Origin of the sequence: Photobacterium sp. SKA34, from assembly GCF_000153325.1 — a bacterium.
Lineage (GTDB): Bacteria > Pseudomonadota > Gammaproteobacteria > Enterobacterales > Vibrionaceae > Photobacterium.
In genome coordinates this window covers 33050-51233 of the sequence record NZ_CH724145.1, presented here as the reverse complement: position 1 = coordinate 51233, position 18184 = coordinate 33050, and the positions used below count along the sequence as shown (strand labels likewise).

Below are 18184 nucleotides of genomic sequence, written 5' to 3'. Positions count from 1 at the left end.
GCTCAACATGTTACACATGCTAAACCGCTGGTATCAGCGTCGATTTTCAGACCCCCACGCTGTAAGCCTTGTTGTTATTCTTCTCGGCGGCTTCCTTACTATTTACTTTTTGGGCAGTTTAATTACGCCGTTATTAGTCGCTATTGTCTTGGCTTACTTATTAGAGTGGCCAGTTGCGAGGTTAAATAAGCTAGGGATGCCAAGAACCCTTTCAGTCGCTATCGTGTTATTGGTCTTTGCCAGTTTAATGGTGCTTGCTTTATTTGGTTTAGTGCCGACGATTTGGCATCAAATTACCAATTTAAGTGCTGATGTGCCGAAGATGTTTAACGACCTTCAAATCTATGTATCTAGCTTACCGGAACGCTACCCCGATTTTGTTCAACCGGCTCAAGTGGTTGATTTAATGAATACACTACGTGAGAAAGTGTTAGGGCTGGGCGAAAGTGTTGTAAAAGGCTCACTGGCATCATTAGTCAGTTTAGCAACGATAGGGGTATATCTAATCTTAGTGCCGTTGCTTGTTTTCTTTTTACTTAAAGATAAAGACGAAATGCTGCGCACGTTATTAAACGTTTTACCTAAAAATCGTCGTTTAGCCAGCAAAGTTGGCAGCGAAATGAATCAGCAGATCTCTAATTATATTCGTGGCAAAGTAACTGAAATTATTATTGTTGGCATTGCAAGTTATGTCACATTTGAAGTTATGGATTTACGCTATGCCGTATTATTAAGTGTGTTAGTAGGGCTTTCTGTTCTTATACCTTACATTGGCGCGGCTGCTGTAACGGTTCCTGTTGCTATGGTCGGATTATTCCAATGGGGCTGGACGCCAGATTTTTGGTGGCTATTACTGGCATATGGCATTATTCAAATGTTAGATGGCAATGTATTAGTACCGATTCTATTTTCTGAAGCGGTAAATCTACATCCTGTCGCAATTATTGTTGCGGTGTTGGTTTTTGGCGGATTATGGGGATTTTGGGGGGTATTTTTTGCTATCCCATTAGCGACATTAGTCAAAGCTGTGTGGGGAGCGCTTCCTGCGAGTGATAATAATTTATCATCTTCCGATGTGTCAGAAAAAGTGTAGTAAAAAGGCCGTGAAAACGGCCTTTTTTATATCTAATTAAAACCTCAGCGATCATTGATTTAAATAATCAAGTACCACTTGGTGGTGATCTTTTGTTTTAAACTTATTAAATACGTGCTCAATCATACCGTTTTCATCAATTAAAAAGCTGATGCGGTGTAAGCCGTCATATTCTTTGCCCATGAGCGATCACCCTTGGAAATAATATAGGACAAAAACATTGACGATTTTAAAAAACTCTTTCTTTAATAGTGGGTTAGGTTAATAATTTTTCTTATTCAATTTAAAAAATAGCAATTGTCATATTTTTTGTCAATTTTACTCTATTTTCCAATATTTCAAGTTGGAATCTGTCATAAAAATCTTAAGCTGCATGACGTCCCCCCTATTTATTTTCAGGACTGAATCGCTTGGTATAACTGACCTAATTCATTTAGACCTAACTAACTTTTGCCCCAAAATTGGCTAGAGCAAATACTCATTCATAATAAAATCGGCGTTATTATCTTCTAACGCTTCTTTCCTAAGTCTGCATGAATATGCAAAACAAAATCTATGTTTTCTAAAATTAAATAGCGTTTACCTCAAATGTAAGGGCTTTATTATGTGGACAAAATTAGGTCATCTAACTGGACAGAAAAAACCTTTCAAGCTGGAAGATATTTGGCGCATACGAACGCGCTTAGAAATTGAAAAAAACATTAAGGAATTAGCACTATTAAACCTAGCGATAGACAGCAAACTACGTTCTTGTGATTTACTCAGGCTGAAAATTAGAGATATTTCATCTGGTGGTGTTATTCAAAACCGTGTTTTATATAGGCAAAGTAAAACTGATAGAGAAGTACAATTTGAAATTACATCTCGAACTGCACAATCCTTAGCAACATGGATTGTACAAAATAATTTAGCTCCTTCTGATTTTGTATTTCCTAGTGACAGAAATCAAAGCAAGGCTATGAGTTACAGTTGTTATTTAAAAATAATTAGGCGATGGGCTTCTCAGCTTGGTTATGATCCCTACCTTTACGGAACGCACTCAATGCGCAGAACAAAGGCAACACTTATCTACGCAAAAACTAAAAACATACGTGCTGTACAGTTGTTACTTGGTCATGTGAAGTTAGATAATACTGTTCGATATTTAGGAGTAGAAATTGACGACGCTCTCAATATATCAGAAAACATCGACTCGTAAATCATGTCGTGATGATATTACTTTACACCTAAATCTTTAAATTTAAAAAACAAATACATTAAATAACAGTTACTTAATGATTATTAATGTTTTTTAAATGTCGTTTTTTTGAATTAAGTAATGTCGTATTTATTCCTTAAATTAAGCTTGTAAGTTATACTCGCTATAAGTCAGAGTATGGAGGTTCAAATGACTACAGCTGATCGTATTTATCAAAAGATAAAACGTTCAAGACGTTATGTTTTTGAACGTAAAAACTTTGAAGGTGTGGCTTGTTATGATCAAGTCGGTCGCGCTTTGAAACAATTAGTAAACCAAGGCGAATTAATGAAAATCGGCTATGGTCTTTACACCAAATCACGAATGAATAGTTTAACGGGTAAGCCAATGCCAACTCATCCAGGTGGGACGGACGCACTTATGCGAGAAATCCTTAAGATGAAAGGCGTAGACTTTGAGATAGATAGCCTGTCTCTTCAAAACATATCGGGTGAAAGTACTCAAATTCCTTCATCCATTAATTACTCATGGAACTCAAAACAGTTTAATCGAAAACTGGTCGTGGGTAGCCGTGTCATACACTCGCCAAATTAATCATGAATAAACTGAAACAGCAGTTTCTTGAGGTTTCCGATGCTTTAGTGCTTGGAAACCCCGCCATCATTGAAAAAGATTATTGGGTTGTGGCACTGTTAGCGCAACTTGAAAAACTCACTATAGATTCTCATCAACTGGTCTTTTCTGGCGGTACTGCATTGGCAAAATCCAATGTGAAGATCATGCGTATGTCTGAAGATGTCGATATCAAGCTGATCCCTAATGCCGACTTTCATACATTAAGCAGAAGTAAGAAAAAAACCGTTCGTAAATCATTGCTTGAGACTCTTGAAAAAGCGATTGAAGAATCAAATACCTTTTCGATTGAAGACAAACAAGCATGGGACGAATACCGCTATGTGGAATATGACTTAAAATATCCACAACAGTTTAGTCAGGCACCTTGTTTACGCCCCATTATCAAACTTGAATTGATGGAAACCATTCCATTACAAGAAACAGAGCAGCGAAGCATACAATCCTTAGTAGCGGAACTTTACCGAACTAAAAAAGAAGTTAAAGCCTTTGCTTGTGTATCTGTTCACGCCACCTTAGCTGAAAAGATCATTTCAATGCTTCGTCGTACCATGCTGGCTAAGCGTGATGAAAATCGTAAAGACGATCAAACCTTAGTGCGTCATATCTACGATGTTTACTGCATAGACGCAACACAACAAATTGATATTGAATCACTATCACTGCTATTTAACGCAGTATTACAAGAAGATATCACTCGCTTTGGTAATCAACATGATGAATTTGTAAATAATCCATCTAAAGAGCTACAAAGTGGCTTATTAGAATTAGAAGCTAATCCACTTTATCGCCAACGCTTTGAAGCTTTTGTCACTCCGATGGTTTTTAACCAACAACCCCATGATTTTGATACATGCTTTGCCTCATTTAAACGCATTGCAGCATCGTTAATTGAAAAAATTTAACACTATTCGAGATAACTTAATGCCCCAGTCTATTAATGAGATAGCTCTAATCAACCAAGACGAAATCAATAAAACGGTATGGAGTGCCTGTGACACCTTCCGTGGTACGGTCGACCCATCAATCTACAAAGACTTCGTGCTTACTATGCTGTTCTTGAAGTACATCTCTGATGTGCGCCAAGACAAAGTCGAAGAGCTAACAGCGCAGTTTGGTGACAATCAAGCCATGATTGAAGCCATGCTGGCGAGCCAATCATTCAAAATTCCAACAGGCTCAACATTTTGGGATCTGTATGAGCACCGTTTTGAAGCAGGTAATGGCTCTCGTATCGACCAAGCCTTACATGCGATTGAAGAAGAAAACGGCACCAAGCTAAAAGGCGTGTTCCAAGACATTAGTTTCAACACCGATAAACTGGGTGATGAAAAGCAAAAGAACGACATTCTGCGTCACCTACTAGAAGACTTTGGTAAACCAACCCTAAATCTACGCCCTAGCCGTGTCGGTTCATTAGATGTTATCGGTAATGCGTATGAGTTTTTAATCAAACACTTTGCGGCAAGCAGTGGTAAATCGGCAGGTGAATTCTATACCCCGCCAGAGGTATCGGATCTGCTTTCTATCATCCTAGAGCCACAACAAGGCGATGAGATCTGTGATCCAGCTTGTGGTTCAGGCTCGCTATTGATGAAATGTGGTAAGCAAATTCAAAAGAACTTTGGCGGCTCTAAGCAATACGCCTTGTTTGGTCAAGAAGCGATTGGCTCAACGTGGTCACTGGCTAAAATGAACATGTTTCTGCATGGCGAAGATAACCACCGCATTGAATGGGGCGACACCATACGTAACCCTAAGCTGCAAGATGCCAACGGTGGCTTACTGCACTTTGACGTAGTAACCGCAAACCCACCATTCTCATTAGATAAGTGGGGCCATGAAGACGCAGAAAGCGATCACTTTGGTCGTTTCCGCCGTGGTATACCACCAAAAACCAAAGGCGACTACGCTTTCATCTCGCACATGATTGAAACCCTAAAACCAGAGACGGGTCGTATGGGCGTGGTTGTGCCTCATGGTGTGTTATTTCGCGCATCTTCTGAAGGTAAAATACGTAAACAACTAATTGATGAAAACCTATTAGATACCGTGATTGGCTTACCTGAAAAACTATTCTTTGGTACAGGCATTCCAGCCGCTATTCTGTTGTTCAAAAAGCACAAAACAGACAACAAGGTACTGTTTATTGATGCCTCGCGTGAGTTCAAATCGGGCAAAAACCAGAACGCATTAACGAGCGATAACATTCAAAAGATTGTTGATACCTACAAAGCCCGTAAAAACGTGGATAAGTACGCTTACCTAGCGACATTAGAAGAGATTGCCGAGAACGACTACAACCTGAACATTCCTCGCTACGTGGATACGTTTGAAGAAGAAGCGGAAATCGATTTGATGGCAGTACGCAGTGAGCGTTTGGCGCTAAAAACTGAATTAGCCGATCTAGATGCAGAAATGGCAGGCTACCTAGAGGAGCTAGGTTATGGTGCCTAATGGGTGGGTTAAAACTACATTTGGAAAGATTACCAAGATAGGTAATGGTCAAGTAGATCCTAAAGTTGAACCTTATTCGTCAATGACACATATTGGTCCTGAAAATGTTGTTTCTAATACAGGTCAAATAACCAAGCTGAAATCTTGTTCTGCTTTAGGGCTAATTTCGGGAAAATATGAATTTGATGAAAACTCGATTGTATATTCAAAAATTCGTCCAAATTTAAATAAAGTTTGTAGACCAGATTTTAAAGGTGTTTGTAGTGCAGACATGTACCCAATATGGAGTGAGGATAATTTAGATATTAATTATCTTTATCATTACATGTTGGGCCCATATTTCAATCGTATAGCTATTGCAATGTCAATGAGAACGGGAATGCCTAAGATCAACCGTTCTGACTTGAATTCGTTATCTATTGTTCTCCCTCCACTCCCAGAACAACGCAAAATTGCCAAAATCCTTTCTACATGGGATCGCGGTATTGCATCCACTGAAAAGTTGATTGATGCCAGCAAGCAGCAGAAAAAAGCCTTAATGCAACAGTTGTTGACGGGTAAAAAGCGTTTGGTTGACCCTGAAACGGGTAAAGCATTTGAGGAGAATTGGGAGCGTACACATTTAAAGTCGCTACTAATCGAAGAAAAATCTCGCAATAAAGATAACAAAATTACTCGTGTTTTAAGTGTTACGAATCATAGTGGTTTTGTTTTACCCGAAGACCAATTTTCTAAGCGAGTAGCGAGTGAAAATATCAGCAATTACAAAATTGTGAAACAAGGTCAATTTGGCTACAACCCTTCACGTTTAAACGTTGGATCCTTTGCCTGTTTGAATCAGTTTAGTGAGGGAGTTCTGAGTCCTATGTATGTTGTATTCAGTACAAATGACTCAAAACTTCAAAGAGATTACTTGAGCTATTGGATGGACTCGCATGAGGCAAAACAAAGAATAAAAAATAGTACACAGGGTTCTGTTAGAGAATCGGTTGGGTTTGATGCTTTATGCAATTTTCCATTTATTTTGCCTGCATTAAATGAGCAACAAAAAATCGCCTCAGTTCTAACCGCCGCCGACAAAGAAATCGAGTTGTTAGAAGCTAAGCTTGCGCATTTGAAACAAGAGAAAAAGGCATTAATGCAGCAGTTGTTAACGGGTAAGCGTCGCGTGAAGGTTGCTCAAACCGAAGTCGCATAACAAGTGCATCTTTTGACAACCAATACAGGGCTTGTTTTACAAGCCCTGATAAACAATAAGAACAATGTCATAGGCTAAGTATGGAACCATTATCTCCTAGTAAACCTAAACATCACGCACCGAATTTCAAAGAAGAACAAAGCGCAAAAATCCCTGCACTAACTTTGCTTACTAACCTTGGCTACCAATTCATCCCGCCGAGTGAATGCATGGCAATGCGTGGCAACAAAACCACGGTGATCTTGCCGCAAATCTTACGCAAGGTTCTGAGCTTTAAAACCTATTCTTTCATGGGAAAAGAGCGCCATTTATCAGAAGCCGCGATTGATAAAATCGTACAAGAGCTGGCTAACCCTGCCATGAATGAAGGGCTAAAAGCCGCCAATGAAAAACTCTATAATGCGTTAACCTACGGAATTGGCGTCACTGAGTTTGTCGATGGTAAAAAAGCCAACCCAACCATTCACATCATTGATTGGGACATACCTGAAAACAACCAATTCCATTTCACCGAAGAGATGGAAGTTGATAACGCCCGTGGTACAGGTAAACGCATTCCTGACGTGGTCTGTTTCGTTAATGGCTTGCCTTGGGTAGTGATAGAAGCAAAACGCCCTGATAGCAGCATCAATGGCAAACCCACCATCACCGAAGGTATTTCGCAAAACATCCGCAACCAAAAAGTAGATGAAATCCCTCATCTTTTTGCTTATAGCCAACTGTTATTGTCTATCAATGGGCATGATGGTTTATACGGTACGTGCGGCACACCTGAGAAGTTCTGGGCGAAATGGAAAGAAGAAGAAATCACCGAAAGCACCTTTGAACGCCTTAAGAACACGCCACTGAATGACGCGCAACTGAATGCGATTTTCAGCCATCGCACGTCAGCGATCAAAGATGAATATCTATCACTGATTGCAGGTGGTGATTTGGTGGTGACAGATCAAGATCGCTTGTTAGTATCCCTGCTGCGCCATGACCGCCTGCTAGAACTAACCCGTTTATTTACCCTATTTGATAAAAAAGCGGGTAAGATTGTTGCGCGTTATCAGCAAGTGTTTGGCATTAAAGCCTTAGTGGAACGCATCACCTCTTTTGACGACAAAGGTGCACGTAATGGTGGTGTGATTTGGCATACCACAGGTTCGGGTAAGTCTTTTACGATGGTGTTTTTGTCAAAAGCACTGATTTGGTTAAAAGAGTTAGCGAAATGCCGCGTTGTGGTTGTGACCGACCGTGTGGATTTAGAAGACCAACTTGCTCGCACCTTTGCATCAGGTGGCGCACTGTCAGATAAAGACAAAAAAGAGGCGATGGCAACCACAGGCAAACGCCTTGCTGAGCAAATCGGTAAAGGTAATGAACGTATCATCTTCTCAATCATCAACAAGTTTGGTACAGCGATTAACCTACCTGAGTGCTACAACGATAGCCCAGACATTATCGTATTAGTGGATGAGGGACACCGTAGCCAAAACGGTGAGAACAACATCCGAATGCAGCAAGCCTTGCCAAAAGCGGCTTACATCGGTTTCACAGGTACACCTCTGCTGCAAGACGATAAAACCGAGAACAAGTTCGGTAAGATCATTCACTCTTACACCATGCAGCAAGCCGTCGAAGATGGCACCGTCACCCCTTTGCTTTATGAAGAACGTATTCCCGATCTGAGCACCAACGACAAAGCCATTGATGCTTGGTTTGATCGCATTACTGATTCGCTATCGGAAAAGCAACGTGCTGACTTAAAACGCAAGTTTGCGCAAAAAGGTCAGATCTATCAAACCGAAGGGCGATTAGAGCTAATCGCTCACGATATTTCTGGTCACTTCCAAAACTTTAAGCAGCAAGGTTTAAAAGGACAACTGGCGTGTGATTCTAAAGCCTCAGCGATCCGCTATAAGAAGCTTCTTGATCAAATCGGTAAAGTCACTTCAGTGGTTGCGATGTCACCACCTGATACCCGTGAGGGACACGATAACGTCGATAGTGAAAGCACCGATCTGGTACAAAATTGGTGGAAAGAAAACGTCGCACAAAAAGGCTGGAGCGATGAAAAAGCCTACACCAAGCACATCATTGCAGAATTTGAAAAGGATGAAGGCCCCGACATTATGATCGTGGTCGATAAGCTATTAACAGGCTTTGATGAGCCTAAAAACACGGTGTTATACATTGATAAACCGTTAAAACAGCACAACCTGATCCAAGCGATTGCGCGTGTTAACCGCTTACATGCGAAAAAGCAATTTGGTTATTTGATTGATTACCGTGGCATCTTACGTGAATTGGATACCACTATTGAGAAATACCAAGATTTAGCTGAGCGTACCCAAGGTGGCTTTGATATCGATGATCTTAAAGGTTTATATAACCGCATGGATACTGAGTACAAGAGGTTACCAGGTTTGTATGATGACCTGTGGGCAATTTTTTCTGGAGTGAAGAACAAGCAAGATGGTCAAGCACTGCGTCAGGTATTAGCACCAAAAATTGAAAATATTAATGGTCAGCTAACTGATACCAACTTAAAGCTGCGTAATGATTTTTATGATGCGCTGACCGCGTTTGCTAACTGCCTAAAAGTAGCTCTTCAATCAGCGACTTACTTTGAAGATAAGAGTTTCGACAATAAGCGAGATTTATACAAGAGCACGCTGAAATCCATGAGCCAACTGCGTCAACAAGTACGCGCAGATGCAGAAGAAACCGTGGACTACGATGAGTATTCGGAAAATATTCGCGCCATGTTAGACAAGCACATTGCAGGCGTGTCGATTGAAGAGCCAGAAGGCGCTTATCTGGTTGGCAATATGGGTAAAGATGCCAAACCAGAGCAAATGACCGATGATGAAGCCAATAACAAAAAGGATGTCATCACAGGTCGTGTAACCAAGATGATTGAGCAAGATCTGGCAGACGATCCGTATGCGCAAGAGTATTTCTCAAACTTGTTAAAGCAAGCCATCGAGAAAACCAAGGAGATGTTTGACAGCCCTGTAAAACAGTACCTTCTGTTTGCAGATTTCGAGCAGCAGGTTAAAGATCGTGAGGTAGCTGGAATGCCGACCGATCGCTTTGCAGAACTTGATCCTAAAATCAAACGTCATGTTCAAGCCTACTTTGGTCTGTTCTTAAAACATGGGTTGCTAAAAGAAAATGGGGGAGAGCCGTTACCTCTAACCGAGGAGCAATACTTTCAGTATGCGTTAGACATTGATGGCATTGTCCGTAAAGCGGTTGCCGAGTTTTCAATTAACCCATCGGAGATTGAAAACCAGATCCGTTTAGGGCTATTGCCACTGCTGTTCGCCGATGTGGGTATCGATAAAGCACAATCCATTATTACGGATGTCATTCAAATCACCCGCCTTGGCTTGTCAGGTCATTAAGTATGGCTTCTTTTAATCCTAAAGAAGGCAATATCGAGGAATACAGCTTCATCTATGGTGATGAAGCTGTTACCTACGAGGTGATCCGCAAAGCATTTACTGAAGGCAAGAAAAAGAAAATCACCATCCGAGTGCATCCAGATTGTCGAGTCGCTGTGACTGCGCCTCAAGATGCTGAAAAATCAGCAATCCATGAAGCGGTTATGCACCAAGCTAGATGGATTTGGAATGCCCTGACGGAGTTTCGAAGCCATTTAGAATATGTACAAACCAAGCACTACGTGAGTGGTGAGATGCAATTCTATCTAGGCCGTCGCTATGTGTTAAAGGTGGTTGAAGACAGAGATGCCATTTCCAATGTGAAGATGGAACGAGGCAAGCTGCTAGTCACACTTAATCGCTTTGATGATGATAAGTCCAAGCTCGTTAAAGCACTGGTATCTGGTTGGTATGGTGTGCGAGCTGAGCGCGTATTCCACGAACGTTTGGCTGAGCTTTTGCCACAAGCAACGTGGGTAGAAGGCATCCCGTCATTTCGCATTATGCCGATGCAAAAACAATGGGGAAGCTGTTCAGCCAAAGGTACGTTGATGCTTAACCCTCACTTGATCAAAGCCCCTAAAGAGTGCATTGATTACGTGATTTTGCATGAGCTTTGCCACATCGCAGAATACAACCACAGCGAGCGTTTCTGGCGCTTATTAACCAGTGTGATGCCCAACTGGAAAGAAGTGAAAAGCAAGCTAGATGGTATGGCAGAGTTGTATTTGAATGAGTAAGAAGAACAACAATGAGTAAATTATCGCAATCAAAGAAGATAGCATTATTCCTTCAAGATAACCCAAATCAACGATATACCGCAAAAGCGATTGCTGAAGCGATCACTACACGTTATCCAGAAGATTATGCTGAGAAAAGAGCTAACCCTCGGTTTGAAACAGAGCAAGACTTCATTTCACAAGTTGTCGCTGAAATCGGCTCTCAGAAACAAAGTATTCTTAATCAAACAGATAAGATTAAATGGCAAGATAAACCACGCCCTAGAGTGTACTGGTTTGATGATGGCTCGTTGTTGGCGAATGACGAACCTCTACCCGAAGAAGAACCGTCAGACGAAGCGCCTATTCAGAATACGTTGAGTGAGCATGATTTATATCCGCTCTTAATGGATTACCTAAAGTCAGAGCATCAACTTTACTGCTTACGGATAGATGAAAAACGTTCTAAGAACAATTTAGGCAGCGGTGGCAATCAGTGGTTGCATCCCGATATTGTCGCAATGGAACCGGTTGCTCAGCAATGGCATCAATACGTTAAAAGCTGTGTGCTTCAAGGTGGCGGTCAAAGCGTTCGCCTGTGGTCATTTGAAGTTAAGAAAACCCTAACGATGGGCAACGTACGTAAGTGTTTCTTCCAAGCGGTTAGTAACTCGTCATGGGCTAGCGAGGGCTACTTAGTAGCAACGTCGATTGCTGATAGCCGTGTTGAGCAAGAACTGCGTATGTTAAGCGCTTTGCACGGTATTGGGGTTATTTTACTTTCTGTAAGTAACCCATCAGAAAGTGAGTTGCTGCTACCTGCTAAAAAGCGTCCTGAGATTGATTGGCAGTCCGTGAACCGAATTGTTGAAGAAAATGCTGACTTCAAAGACTTTATCGATCTTGTTTCAAACTACTACCAAACAGGTCGTGTCCGCAGCAAAGATTGGAACCATTAAGAAAATCTATTATGCATTGCCCCTCTTGCGAAAAACATATTGGTTGGGATTGGCTCGAAGATGAGTATATTGAACCCAATGAAGCCTTTGATTGTCCACATTGCGATGAAACCTTGCGCTACGAAGTAGATGAAGGCACATACCTTGGTGCCCAGCATGTAACTATTGAAGTTGTGGATGATTGAAATGAAAGTTAACCCGAAACATGCAAAATAAGCGCATTATTATTCGCTTTAATATATTCCCATTCATATTGTAACAAGCAAGAATGAAATATTTAGGTTTTTTACTCTAAGCAATAATTGTCCAAAAACGAGCTAGCTCATGTGATGGCTAGCTTGTGTTCAAACTTTATGTCCTCTAACAAATGATGTGAAGCTTAAATCAATGGACTATGTTTCCTCATTTGAGATATCAGCAATTAATTTAAGTAGTAGCTTTCTTTGTTTTATCGATAACTTTGAGATCGCAATAGCCAGCTCAGCTGAGCTCTCATCCTCACAAAAAAAATAGTTTAAAGGTACGCCAAGCTCGTCAGCAATCTTTTTTAATGTGCTGATATCCGGCGTATGCTTTCCTTTCTCGTACTGATTCATTCTCGCACTTGCCGAACTTTCATCGATGCCGACACGAACTCCCAATTCTTTTTGGGAGATCTTTGCTCTTTTACGGATCTCTTTGAGCCGCACTGGAATAGGGTTGTCGTTCGACATTTATTATTCATACTAATTAGCTCTGGTTAACTAAGATTTTCTTAGTTTTACTGATTTCTGTATACTAAGCAATCCTTAGTTTTTTGTTGGAATAAGTAATACATGAGACGTTCTATAAAAATCAGTGCAGAGATGCATAAGTTATTGGTTGAAAGAACATTAGATGGATTTTCAGTAATTGAATTGAGGGATGAATATGTTTTTTTAAATGCTTCTAAGATTGATTCAGATGAAGCGAGAAAAAAAGTTTACCGACAAATCTTAAGATTTTTAAAGCAAGGATGGCTTAGAAGTGAGGGGCGTGGTCGCCAAAAACGATACTTCCAGACTGACTCCTTTAAGGCTCTTAATGTTGAAAAAAAAGTAGGAAGTGTCGATGTTAAAATGCCTTCGAAACATGATTATTCACTGTTAGTTAATGAATGTAATCAATATAAAGGAGAGCTGGAAATTGTTCTTGGTGAGATTGATGAATATCAGTCACTCAATGTTCGATTTCCTGAATTGGAACCTAAATTAACAACACTTCTAGATGAGGCAAAAGAGCGTTCTGCATATCTACTAGGAAAAGTTAATGGATTAACGAAAGTGCTTAAAATGCTCTACGAAGGAAAACAATCGTGTTAAGAAAATGGCAAACGGAATGTTCTGAACAAGCGTTGCAAAAATATAAAGAAAACAAGCAACACTTTTTTTGTCAAGCAACTCCAGGAGCTGGAAAAACGGTGCTCGCTGCTACCGTTGCATCAAGGTTACTTACCGAAGACATGATCGATCTTGTTTTGTGTTTCTCTCCGTCTTTAAGTGTCTCTAATGGAATCAAAAAAACCTTTTCTCAGATTTTAAATTGTACATTTAATGGCGGTCTAGGTTCTATTGGACAGTCACTAACATATCAATCCATTGTAAGCGTGCCATAAACACCGCATTCTAATCACTTTACTCGAAGAATAAGATCAAATCTCCAATCCAAAGGAGATTTAAAATGGCAACACGACGTACCAATCAAGAATGGCAGACTTTGTTTGAGTGCTATGAATCCAGCCAACTCACTCAACGTGCTTTTTGTGAACATCACGGATTAAGTCTTTCCACGTTTCATGCCAAACGCCAACAGTTAACACACCTTCAAACACCACAGACTAACGGCTTCGTCAAAGCAAACGTTGTAGAGCAGACAACACGTTACCATATGACGCAAATACCTACCGCGAATATGACACTTTTTGTCAACGACGTTGAGCTGAGTATTCCTCAAGGCACGCCCGCTGCCTACCTGGCAGAACTCATTGGAGCCTTGTCATGAAACATATGCTAAGTGCACCAGATATTTATCTGTATCGTGAGAGTGTCGATTTTAGAAAGTCCATCAATGGCCTCGCGGCGATTATCGAAAGTGACACCGATTTACCCTTGGGAAGCGGCGCACTATTCCTGTTTACCAATAAACAGCGCGACAAAATCAAAGTGTTGTACTGGGATAAAACAGGCTTTGCACTTTGGTATAAACGCCTTGAAAAAGCCAAGTATAAATGGCCGTCAAAAGAGAAAAATGACGTGTTTACCCTGACTCAATGCGAGCTTGATAGACTGCTTTCTGGCTTCACGATTATCGGCCATAAACCCGTTCAAATAAACGATTTTACAATGACTTAATCGATAATAAAGCTATATCCACCAAGCGTTAACGGCATGACTTTAGTATAATAAATGCCATGAAAAAGACGCCAAATATCAACCCAGAAAGCCAAGATGTTGCCGAGCTACAAGCGATGGTGAAAGAGTTGTTGGCGTTGCAAAAACACAGCGAATCTCAGTGGAAACAAGAGCGTCAATCTCTGCTTGAGCAACTCAAACTGGCTTTCGACCGCCAGTTCGCAAAACGCTCGGAGGCGTTAAAGCCTACGATGAATCTCAAGGTGACGTCTCAACGAAGCGGAATGTGAAGCCGCTAAGGAAGAAGAGGTTGAGGTTACGACGACCACCACAACCACAACGAAGAAACGCGGTAAGCGTAAGCCTCTTCCAAAGACCTTACCTCGTGAAGTTATCGAACTTGATTTAGACGACCATGAAAAGCAGTGTGCATGCTGCAATCATGACCTGCATAAAATCGGTGAAGACAGCAGTGAAAAGCTGGAGTTTTCGCCAGCCGTACTCAAAGTGCTGGAATATGTTCGCCCTAAATATGCTTGCCGCCAGTGCGAGCAAACTGAAGACAGCAATCACATCGTTCAAAAGCCAGCACCGCAAAGCATTATCCCGAAGAGCTTTGCCACAGAAAGCTTGCTTGCCAACATCATTCTTGGCAAATACCAGTACGCGATGCCACTTTACCGCCAAGAGTCGCTGTTTACCCAGTCGGGAATCGAGCTATCACGAACCACTATGGCCAGATGGGTTATCCAAGTTAGTGAGAAGTTCAAACCACTCTATGCCGCTCTAAAAGAGCACCTACTTCAACAAGTGGTGGTCCAGGCGGATGAAACGCCACTCAATGTTCTCAAGGAAGAAAAACAGTGTTACATGTGGCTCTACTGCTCGGGCGCAGACTCGCCAGAAGCCGCACTCCCCAATGTGAAGAATATTGCCTTGTACGACTATCAAAACAGTCGCGCGAGGGCATGCCCTGTTGCCTTCTTGGGGGATTACAGTGGTTATCTACAAACCGATGGCTATGGTGCCTATGATGGTCTTTATCACGTCACCAATGTTGGCTGCATGGCACATGCACGGCGAAAGTTCATGGAGGCTAAGAAGCTTCAAGGTAAAGGTAAGTCAGGCAAAGCAGATAAAGCGCTGGCCAAAATCCAGAAGCTCTATGGGATAGAATCGCGCTTAAAAGGTGCGACTGTCGAAACACGAAAAGCAGAACGTCAACTGCATAGCAAACCGATACTGGACGAGTTGTACGAGTGGATGACATCTCAACAAGTGATAGCGTCTAGCCCGCTGGGTAAAGCGATAAAATACACGCTCGGCCAATGGCCGAAGGTGATCCGCTATATCGATGACGGTCACTTATCGATAGACAATAACCGCGCTGAACGCGCAATTAAACCGCTGGTCATTGGCAGAAAGAACTGGTTGTTCTCGAACACGCCAAATGGTGCTGATGCGAGTGCGATGCTTTACAGCATCGTCGAGACTGCGAAAGCCAACGGCCTTATCCTCTACGACTACATGGTCAAGTGCATGAAAGAGCTCGCGAAAGCTGAGCCCGATATCGATGCACTCCTACCTTGGAACCTCAAACACTAACAAATATCGCCCCGTGGGTTCATGGGGCGTTTACAATCCATTCAATTTATTAATGATGATTTTTGGAAGACGTTACGTAACCATCGAGTATTTGTAGTATTTGATGAAATTCACCATTGCTCAGGATCTGAGCTTGAAAATGCAAATGTTTGGGGACAACAAGTACTTACGAAGATTCAAGGGCTTGCTACTTACACACTTGCCATGTCTGGTACTCCATGGCGTTCTGACTCTCTACCAATAGTAATGTCTGAATATAGTGACCCTGAAGGTAAAATTCTCGTTGATTATCAATATACCTTAAAGCAAGCAATTTTTGATAAGGTCTGCCGTTCTCCAAAGTTGGTACTGGTTGATAACGAGCATCTTTCAGTAACCAGCGATAAAAAAGTTGAATCGTTTTCTTCAATTTTAGAAATGTTAAAGCAAACAAAAACTTCATATCAAAGTGTTATACATAACCAAGAAGCGATGGAGTATTTACTAGGGCTCGGCTGTAAGAAACTTGCGGAAATTCGAACTCAATCACTTAATGCTGGAGGGTTAGTTGTTGCCTCTTCCGTTCAGCACGCTCAAACAATCCAAAAGATACTCTCTCAAACGTACGCTCAAACAGTCTCAATCGTGACTTACCGTCATGCAGAACCTTTAGCCGAAATCGAACGCTATCGTAAAAGCGATGCTCAATGGATTGTCAGTGTTGGAATGATCAGCGAAGGTACTGATATACCTCGACTTCAAGTTTGTTGTCACATGAGTTCGGTCAAAACAGAATTGTATTTTAGGCAGATTTTAGGACGTATCCTCCGAGTAAATAGCTTAATTGATCAACAAGCGTGGCTCTTCACGTTCGCAGAACAAAGCCTAATAGAGTTTTCTGAGCGGATTGAACAAGATATTCCTGATTCTTGTCTGTTTACAAAGATAACCAATGCAATTGAGTTAGAAGAAAAAGCTCAATGTATTCACCTAAATGAAAATAATCGGTTAGAAGAACGGGATGAAACGAACTCAGAGTTGATCTGGGGGAAGACGACTAACGTCAATACCAATTCAGCAGATGCCTTTATTGCAATTGAAGAACTGAGATTAGGGGCTTTTAAACAGCGCGTCATCTCAGCTTTTATATAGTTTAAATATGTTCTGTTCGCTCTAGTTCAATGCCGCCAATATACTTTGACTGATGTCAGGTTAGTAGGAGCGTACCATACAGTCTTTCCAACGTTAGTTTCAGAAAGACTGTTGTGTATTGTCTATAAAATGAGTTATGTCTTTAAATGGGGTTGGCCATTAAGCTATTCAAAGAACATATCAGCCTGAAACTCAGCTTTCTTGTTATGCAGTCCCCGATCTTCCAGCCAAGAGTAAAATCTACTTCTAGAAATCGAAACACCGCGTTCGTTTAGTTTTCTTAAGATTTCAGCTTTGGAGGTCTTGGCGTCGAGGAGGCTTAATATAAACGCAGTATGTTCATCAAGTTTGGATTTAACTTTTTGTCCCTTTTGACGACCAGATGATAGCCCACTGGCTTTTCGTCTGGCATGACCTGCTTTAGCTCGCTCAGAACGTTTCTGAGCCTCTACTGCGCTGGCAAAGGACTGTCCTATAACTGTAAAAATGATATCAGCGTTATCAACATTTTCTGAGCTTATGACAGTATCGTTATATGCGAGATGTAATTCACCATATGAGGCTATTTGGCCTATAGCACCGACCAACTCCATAACCTTATGACGACCTAATCGAGTGATATCCGATACAATCAGGCTTTGTTGAGAGGTGATGAGAGAAGATAACTTTCGCTCACTCAGTTCTGTCTTGGAAGCTGACACATGTTCTTCGATCCAATCTGATATCTGTATGCCACGTTTAGTGGCATAAGCCTGAATCGCTTCTCTTTGAGATTCGCCATCGGCTTTCTGTGTATCTGATACTCGAATATAACCAATCATGCCTGCCTCCAAGTGAAAGAGTTACTTATTGATGGACGGTTATTTGCTGTTTAGGTAGTCCAATACAACTTCGTGGTGATCTTTGGTCTTAAACTTGTTGAACACATGTTCAAGGTTGCCAGACTCATCAATCAGGAAGCTTGTTCTTACAACACCCATGTTCTCTTTGCCCATGAACTTCTTCAGTTGCCAAACCCCGTACTTTTCACATACTGCATGTTCTTCATCGGCTAGAAGAGTGAAGTTCAGTTCTTGCTTGTTGATAAAGTTCGTCAGTTTTTTTGGGGTATCAGGGCTTACACCAAGCACAACAACATTGTGAGCATCTAGTTCAGCTTTAGTATCACGCAGTCCTTGAGCCTGAACGGTACAGCCTGGTGTTGACGCTCGTGGGTAGAAGTACAGCAGTACTTTCTTTCCTTGCAGCTCAGATAGCGTTACTGGGTTATTGTCTTGGTCATTCAGGGTAAAATCAGGTGCAGTTTGTCCAGCTTCTATTGCCATCGGTTTTTTTCCTTACTTTCTTAATTAGTGGTGTGTGGCGTAGCGATATTTCCTACGTCCTTT

General features: G+C 41.4%; 17 protein-coding genes and 3 pseudogenes. 16 read left to right on the top strand and 4 right to left on the bottom strand.

The features are described from left to right. The first annotated feature begins 7 nt into the window (after positions 1-7). The gene (locus SKA34_RS18685; protein WP_006647078.1) at positions 8-1093 is read left to right on the top strand and encodes an AI-2E family transporter; all 1086 of its coding nucleotides are present in this window, start codon (positions 8-10) and stop codon (positions 1091-1093) included. Between the two features lie 51 nt (positions 1094-1144). Here the strand turns inward: SKA34_RS18685 and SKA34_RS23020 are convergent. Further along, positions 1145-1276: pseudogene (locus SKA34_RS23020) on the bottom strand (thioredoxin-dependent thiol peroxidase); the annotation flags it as partial. Between the two features lie 421 nt (positions 1277-1697). Here SKA34_RS23020 and SKA34_RS18680 point away from each other — a divergent pair. From SKA34_RS18680 to SKA34_RS23365, 9 genes are all read left to right on the top strand, one after another. After that, complete coding sequence (locus SKA34_RS18680) at positions 1698-2291, top strand: tyrosine-type recombinase/integrase (protein WP_006647077.1); 594 nt, start codon at positions 1698-1700, stop codon at positions 2289-2291. A 189-nt stretch (positions 2292-2480) separates the two neighbouring features. Further along, a complete protein-coding gene (locus tag SKA34_RS18675) occupies positions 2481-2885 on the top strand; it encodes a DUF6088 family protein (RefSeq protein ID WP_006647076.1) in 405 nt (134 codons plus the stop codon). A gap of 2 nt (positions 2886-2887) precedes the next feature. Next, positions 2888-3829 (top strand): nucleotidyl transferase AbiEii/AbiGii toxin family protein, encoded by a 942-nt coding sequence (locus tag SKA34_RS18670; protein ID WP_006647075.1) that lies wholly within the window; start codon positions 2888-2890, stop codon positions 3827-3829. Positions 3830-3848: 19 nt separating this feature from the next. Further along, positions 3849-5381, top strand: a complete 1533-nt coding sequence (locus tag SKA34_RS18665; protein WP_039860913.1) for a type I restriction-modification system subunit M — start codon at positions 3849-3851, stop codon at positions 5379-5381. Further along, entirely contained in the window at positions 5371-6579 is a 1209-nt protein-coding gene (locus SKA34_RS18660) for a restriction endonuclease subunit S (RefSeq protein ID WP_006647073.1), read from the top strand. The genes SKA34_RS18665 and SKA34_RS18660 overlap by 11 nt, the downstream gene beginning before the upstream one ends. Before the next feature lie 80 nt (positions 6580-6659). Beyond that, complete coding sequence (locus SKA34_RS18655) at positions 6660-9974, top strand: type I restriction endonuclease subunit R (protein WP_006647072.1); 3315 nt, start codon at positions 6660-6662, stop codon at positions 9972-9974. Between the two features lie 2 nt (positions 9975-9976). Further along, a complete protein-coding gene (locus tag SKA34_RS18650; protein WP_006647071.1) occupies positions 9977-10753 on the top strand; it encodes a M48 family metallopeptidase in 777 nt (258 codons plus the stop codon). A gap of 11 nt (positions 10754-10764) precedes the next feature. Continuing rightward, the gene (locus tag SKA34_RS18645; RefSeq protein ID WP_006647070.1) at positions 10765-11691 is read left to right on the top strand and encodes a COG2958 family protein; all 927 of its coding nucleotides are present in this window, start codon (positions 10765-10767) and stop codon (positions 11689-11691) included. Positions 11692-11702: 11 nt separating this feature from the next. Continuing rightward, positions 11703-11876, top strand: coding sequence for a hypothetical protein (locus SKA34_RS23365; RefSeq protein ID WP_006647069.1), 174 nt, complete (start codon positions 11703-11705; stop codon positions 11874-11876). 207 nt (positions 11877-12083) lie between these two features. Here SKA34_RS23365 and SKA34_RS18640 read toward each other — a convergent pair whose 3' ends face one another. Then, positions 12084-12404, bottom strand: coding sequence for a helix-turn-helix domain-containing protein (locus SKA34_RS18640; protein WP_005363446.1), 321 nt, complete (start codon positions 12402-12404; stop codon positions 12084-12086). 114 nt (positions 12405-12518) lie between these two features. On the opposite strand from SKA34_RS18640, the gene SKA34_RS18635 reads away from it, so the two are divergent. The 6 genes and pseudogenes from SKA34_RS18635 to SKA34_RS18610 all read left to right on the top strand — a co-directional run bounded on the left by SKA34_RS18635 (position 12519) and on the right by SKA34_RS18610 (position 16796). Then, positions 12519-13031, top strand: a complete 513-nt coding sequence (locus SKA34_RS18635) for a hypothetical protein (protein ID WP_050764810.1) — start codon at positions 12519-12521, stop codon at positions 13029-13031. Next, positions 13025-13309 (top strand): annotated as a pseudogene (locus tag SKA34_RS18630) (DEAD/DEAH box helicase family protein); the annotation flags it as partial. The gene SKA34_RS18635 and the pseudogene SKA34_RS18630, both read left to right, overlap by 7 nt. Positions 13310-13389: 80 nt before the next feature. Further along, positions 13390-13710: a hypothetical protein gene (locus tag SKA34_RS18625; RefSeq protein ID WP_004998436.1), complete on the top strand. Its 321-nt coding sequence runs from the start codon at positions 13390-13392 to the stop codon at positions 13708-13710. Further along, complete coding sequence (tnpB, locus tag SKA34_RS18620; protein WP_006643801.1) at positions 13707-14060, top strand: IS66 family insertion sequence element accessory protein TnpB; 354 nt, start codon at positions 13707-13709, stop codon at positions 14058-14060. The genes SKA34_RS18625 and tnpB overlap by 4 nt, the downstream gene beginning before the upstream one ends. A gap of 59 nt (positions 14061-14119) precedes the next feature. Next, a pseudogene (locus tag SKA34_RS18615) lies at positions 14120-15665 on the top strand (IS66 family transposase). Positions 15666-15686: 21 nt separating this feature from the next. Continuing rightward, a complete protein-coding gene (locus SKA34_RS18610) occupies positions 15687-16796 on the top strand; it encodes a DEAD/DEAH box helicase (RefSeq protein ID WP_006647065.1) in 1110 nt (369 codons plus the stop codon). Positions 16797-16960: 164 nt separating this feature from the next. On the opposite strand, the gene SKA34_RS18605 is transcribed toward SKA34_RS18610, so the two are convergent. Both SKA34_RS18605 and bcp read right to left on the bottom strand, forming a co-directional pair. After that, the gene (locus SKA34_RS18605) at positions 16961-17617 is read right to left on the bottom strand and encodes a recombinase family protein (RefSeq protein ID WP_006647064.1); all 657 of its coding nucleotides are present in this window, start codon (positions 17615-17617) and stop codon (positions 16961-16963) included. 39 nt (positions 17618-17656) lie between these two features. Continuing rightward, complete coding sequence (bcp, locus tag SKA34_RS18600; RefSeq protein ID WP_006647063.1) at positions 17657-18121, bottom strand: thioredoxin-dependent thiol peroxidase; 465 nt, start codon at positions 18119-18121, stop codon at positions 17657-17659. Positions 18122-18184: the final 63 nt, after the last annotated feature.